Source organism: Magnetovibrio sp. PR-2, assembly GCF_036689815.1.
In the GTDB taxonomy this organism is placed as follows: Bacteria; Pseudomonadota; Alphaproteobacteria; order Rhodospirillales; family Magnetovibrionaceae; genus Magnetovibrio.
The window spans coordinates 1-4875 of sequence record NZ_JBAHUR010000029.1 but is presented as its reverse complement, the minus strand read 5'-3'; the positions used below and the strand labels follow the sequence as shown (position 1 = coordinate 4875).

3 protein-coding genes are annotated in these 4875 nt (G+C 48.4%); all 3 read left to right on the top strand.

The window, feature by feature from the left end; translation table 11 throughout:
- The first annotated feature begins 320 nt into the window (after positions 1–320).
- Genes V5T82_RS18015 through V5T82_RS18005 form a run of 3 tightly spaced genes read left to right on the top strand, consistent with a single transcriptional unit; the run spans position 321 to position 4052 of the window.
- On the top strand, positions 321–926 hold the full coding sequence (locus V5T82_RS18015) for a histidine phosphatase family protein (protein WP_332897065.1): 606 nt from the start codon (positions 321–323) through the stop codon (positions 924–926).
- Between the two features lie 8 nt (positions 927–934).
- The gene (locus tag V5T82_RS18010; RefSeq protein ID WP_332897064.1) at positions 935–3625 is read left to right on the top strand and encodes a hybrid sensor histidine kinase/response regulator; all 2691 of its coding nucleotides are present in this window, start codon (positions 935–937) and stop codon (positions 3623–3625) included.
- A gap of 16 nt (positions 3626–3641) precedes the next feature.
- Positions 3642–4052, top strand: coding sequence for a response regulator (locus V5T82_RS18005; protein ID WP_332897063.1), 411 nt, complete (start codon positions 3642–3644; stop codon positions 4050–4052).
- Positions 4053–4875: the final 823 nt, after the last annotated feature.

Here is a 4875-nt window from a genome sequence, read left to right as displayed (position 1 = left end):
CCACACTCGTTCCCACGGTTTATCAAGTCCGTCTTGGGTCAAAAGTTAGCGTTTATGCAGAGGCTTCAAAAGGTCCGGTGTCTGGTGAGTTTCGGGCATAAAATCAGCAGTTTTGGCAAAGCAGCCATTCATGTTCTGCTTTGCACTCAGTAGCCGAAGTCTTGAAACGCCCAGAAATCCGGTGAAAATTAGCCATATCCAGAAATTGTCCTAAACGCTCGAGCTTATCGTCTTTTGTTGTTTTAACAGTTGCAAATGTCCAATACCCATACTTATCATTAAACCAAAGAGCTGGGCGCCACTCAGTTTGGAGTTTGCCTGTGAAGTTTTTGTCAGCCGTTATATTTGCGATTTTAACGCTATCGTTTGGTTCGAACGCTTGGTCCCAGGACAAACAGGCTTTGCCGCCAAGTCTTGAGGAGATGCGTCAAGGCGGGAATATTATATTTTTTCGCCATGCCATAACGGATCACAAACAAATGGACATGGACGAGGTGGACTTGGCGGATTGTTCAACGCAGCGCAACCTTTCCGAAGAAGGGCGCGCTCAATCGTTAAGCATCGGCAAGGCCATTCGTGACCAAGAGATTCCCGTCGGCGAAGTATTATCGAGCCCGTTTTGTCGCTGTATGGACACCGCAAAGCTTGCTTTTGGTGCGGCTGAACCCAGTGATTTTCTCTACTACGCCATTGGGCTGAAAAAAGCGCAAAAAGAAATCGTCACCAAGTCGCTTCAAAATCTTCTGTCCTCACCGGTTCCAGAGGGCACGAACCGTGTCATTGTTTCGCACACAGGAAACCTTCGCGAAGCGGCAGGAATTTGGCCAAAGCCAGAAGGTGTTGCATGGGTTTTCCGTCCTGGTGAAAAGGGACAGTTTGAAACCCTGGGTAAGATCAACCCGCAAGACTGGGCAAAATTACAATAGATTAAAACTTGTCAAAAAAATTACCCACATTCATATCTGTTCGCACCGCTTTATTTAGTATACCGGTGTTGGTCTTGTTTGCTGTGGTTGGTGAATGGTTCAGCTTTAATCATGTGAATACGCACCAAGCGCAACTGACTGAGCAGGTCATCGAAAAAGAACTGCCGTTTATCCAAGCCTTTGACCACACCATTGATACCTTCCACCAGCTGGAAAAAGAGCTTTACGTTTTTTTGCTCAACGCACCGAAACTGGATGAGGAAGAAATTTACCTTCGCGGCCAATCGCTCGTTGAACGGCTTGACCACAATCAAGACACGCTTGGGGCTATATTTATAAACTTCCCCACAGGAAACGTACTGCTCCAGTCTGAAGCCAATTCCGCCGCTTTGGACGATATTTTGCGACAAGCCGACAAGTTTCGCGCGCTTGCGGTTCGAGCCACACAAATGGCGTCCGTCGACCCAGAGCTCATCCACCAATATACAATTGAGGCCCAAAGCATTGGTCAAGAACTTAACGTCATTGCCCTTGCGCTGAAGGAAGACATCAATCAGTCCCTTAAACGTGCGCGAAGCGAAAAGCGCGCGATGATCCGTTCGGAAATTGAAAGTGTGGCTCTTTTCAGTGCGGCATTTTTAATCATTTTGTTCAGTTTGATTTTGGGAACGATTTATCTGGTGCGTCAAAATATCTCCCAGGTCTATAAATCGTTGCTGAGGCTGCAAAAGGGCGAGCCGGTTGAGCGGGAAATGCAGGCAGTTCAGGACGTCGAGTTCCGGCCAATTGTTGATATCTCGCGCAAAATTTCTCACCAACAACAAGAACTTCAACACGCCAAGGAAAGTCAGCTTCTGATGCTGTCCAGTATCAGCGACGCCTTTTTTGCCGTTGATGATATGTGGTGCTTTACGTATCTCAACCCCAAAGCCGAACAGTTTTTTGGCATGTCTCTCGCCGTGTTGGAAGGCGAGCACCTTTGGGCGCAATTTCCAGAATTCAGCGTTGGTTTTTATCACCCGCTGTTCGAAGCCGTACGCTCAGGCCAATCCGTTCGTGAAGAGCTTGTGCATTATGAACCCAAGGACATGTGGTTTTCTCTGCGTGTGAATCCCTTCTCAAACGGGGTGTCCGTTTTTATGATGGACGTCACCGAACGTTTGCTAGAGCGCGAGCGACGCGAAAAGGCGGAGCTTTACACCCAAGCGATTTTGCGCGCCGCCGTTGACGGCATTGTCACAATTAATGACAAAGGGATCATCGAAAGCACCAATCCGGCGGCTGAACGGATATTTGGCTATTCCAAATCCGAGCTACTCTTCAAAAATGTAAAGGTTCTTATGCCAGAGCCGGACCGGAGCGCGCATGACAGCTATATTCAGAATTGTAAGACCACTCATGTGGCGAAAATTATTGGAACTGGGCGCGAAGTCACCGGACTCAAGGCCAACGGGGAAACCTTTCCGATTGATTTGGCCATCAGTGAAATTGCGCTTGGGGATGTGCGAAAGTTTGTCGGGATTATCCGCGATATTACCAATCGCAAGAAAACCGAAGAACAGGCGCGCCAATCTCAAAAGATGGATGCCTTGGGCCAACTGGCCGGAAGTGTTGCGCACGAGTTTAACAACATCTTGGTTGGCATCTTGGGCTTCGCCAGCATGGCGCAAGACGATGTTGAAGACCGTGGTCTGGTTGAGATGTGCCTGAAAGAGGTCATCATAGCCTCAAACAGGGCCTCATCTTTGACCCAAGAGCTTCTCACATTCAGCCGCAAAGATGTCTCCAAAACCGAGGTTTTGGAAATTGGCGATTTGCTATATGAGAGCATTGGCTTTTTAAAGACGCTGATCGGTGGCAATACTCAGCTTGATGTTGATACACAAGCCCCCAAAACCCGTGTCATGCTGGACGCAAGCCAGTTCTCCCAAGCGCTGGTCAATCTCGTGATCAATGCGCGCGACGCCATGCCTGACGGTGGGAACATATCGATCTCGGCTAAGATCTTGGACCAATCTTATATGTTGCCTTTTCCCAAAGAGGAAGGGGTGGGCGAGTACGTATGTGTTTCCGTGCGCGACACTGGCACGGGCATGGACACAGAAACCAAACGTCGTTTATTTGAACCCTTTTTCACCACCAAAGGCCAAGGCAAGGGCACAGGGCTCGGCCTGTCAATGGTTTTTGGATTCATCGAACAGTCAAAGGGACACATTGAGGTCGAAAGCGAATTGGGCCTGGGCACCGTTTTCAATCTGTTTTTCCCCGTGACAGAAGATGCGTTGACTGAAAATCAGAACGATTTGCTTCTCAAAGACATCGACTTTCCCGATGGGAGCACGATTTTGATTGTCGATGACGAGGAGGTCGTGAGAAAACTTGCCAGTGCTATTCTCACCGAAGCAGGGGCTGAGGTTCTGGTGGCGCACAACGGGCAGGATGGGTTGAATGTCTGGCAAGACAACAAAGACAAAATTGACGTCATTCTCAGCGATATCTTGATGCCGGAACTCTCTGGCCCAGATATGGTTGAAAGAATTTTCAACGTCTATCAAGATGTCAGAGTTATATTTATGTCAGGCTTCCCTGGACAGGAGGACGCTTTGTCCAAAGATCTTGTCGACAAAACCAGCTATATCAAGAAGCCGTTTGCTAAAGAAGAGCTTCTTATGGAAGTCGCCAACACCTTGCGAACATAAAACCTGGGTAAATACAATGAATGACCAACCGAAACCTGTCCCCAAAGATTATTGGCGCTACCGCGTGCTTGTTGCCGAAGACGACACGCAAGCCGCGAAGTTGATTAAGATGGTGCTGGACAAGCTGGGGTTCGAGCAAGTCGACATGGCCGTTGACGGCAATGAAGCCTGGGACTTTGTCGACAATGCAACCCAACCTTATCACCTCATTATTAGTGATTGGAACATGCTTGGCATTACGGGGTTGGAGCTTCTTAAAAATGTGAGAAAGAGGTATCCCTCCTTGCCCTTCATCATGATCACGGGCCGGGGAAAACTTGAGTCCGCGATTGAAGCGAAAAAGAACGATGTGACATGGTTTATCAATAAACCATACGGCCCGCGCCAATTGATTGAAAAAATTGATGTCATCTTTGATGAAAAATAAGCAATCAACAACCGCCGTGCTGACTTAAATAATTACAGAGCCTCACAACTCACCACTGTTTTCTTTGCAGAAGGCTCCCCCTTTTATGTAAGGGCTGCTCTGGGTTAGGCGCGGAAATGTTGGAGTGGTGATTTTCACGACCGCTTAGGTTTCGATACCGGAAGTTCACGACGCTAGCTATAGGCAAATGGCGGACCCTCCTTAGCTAAGGGAGTTACAAATCCAAGTCTGACAGCCCCGTTTTGTTCCGTAAGTTCCCTTAGCTAAGGGAAACCGGCGTCAGACTGCCTTAGCTAAGGCAAGCGAATCGCTTAAGGCAAAATTACCCAGCCCCGTATTCCCGATCCAACCTGTTACGTTGAACGTTACGTAGGGGGTAACTAGGAATTTTAGGTTTGTTACGAAAAGAGTCTGCCAAAATGTTACGGCGATCCACTTCCCGTTACGTTACGAAAGGAAGCCCGATCAGCAGACAGATAAAATCGCGTCGATTCGCAGCATAAGGAAAGGCTTTTTGTCCATTTTGGGCCTGTTCTTCCTCAGCCACATTCTGATCAACCAAGACCAAATTTGTGTGACTATTGGAGTGACCATGCTATAAATTAAGTCGATAATTTTCATCCAAAGATTATGTGGGACTGCACCCCCCGATGTACGAATCTCGCAGTCCAAGCAAAAGGGTCGGGACGAAAGGGCAGCGCATTGGAGGGTGCAATCCCCAGTAGGGGTAACGTAGGTCATCTTGATAGCGTGCAGACGTTGACGGTTCCCTCAGGGGCAGAAACCCTGGAGGTACCCGGCGACGATGATCTTTTGCGCGCGG

What these genes read in the sequence shown, in the direction of transcription:
- V5T82_RS18005 (WP_332897063.1), top strand. Translation starts at nt 3,642, where the DNA reads ATGAATGACCAACCGAAACCTGTCCCCAAAGATTATTGGCGCTACCGC.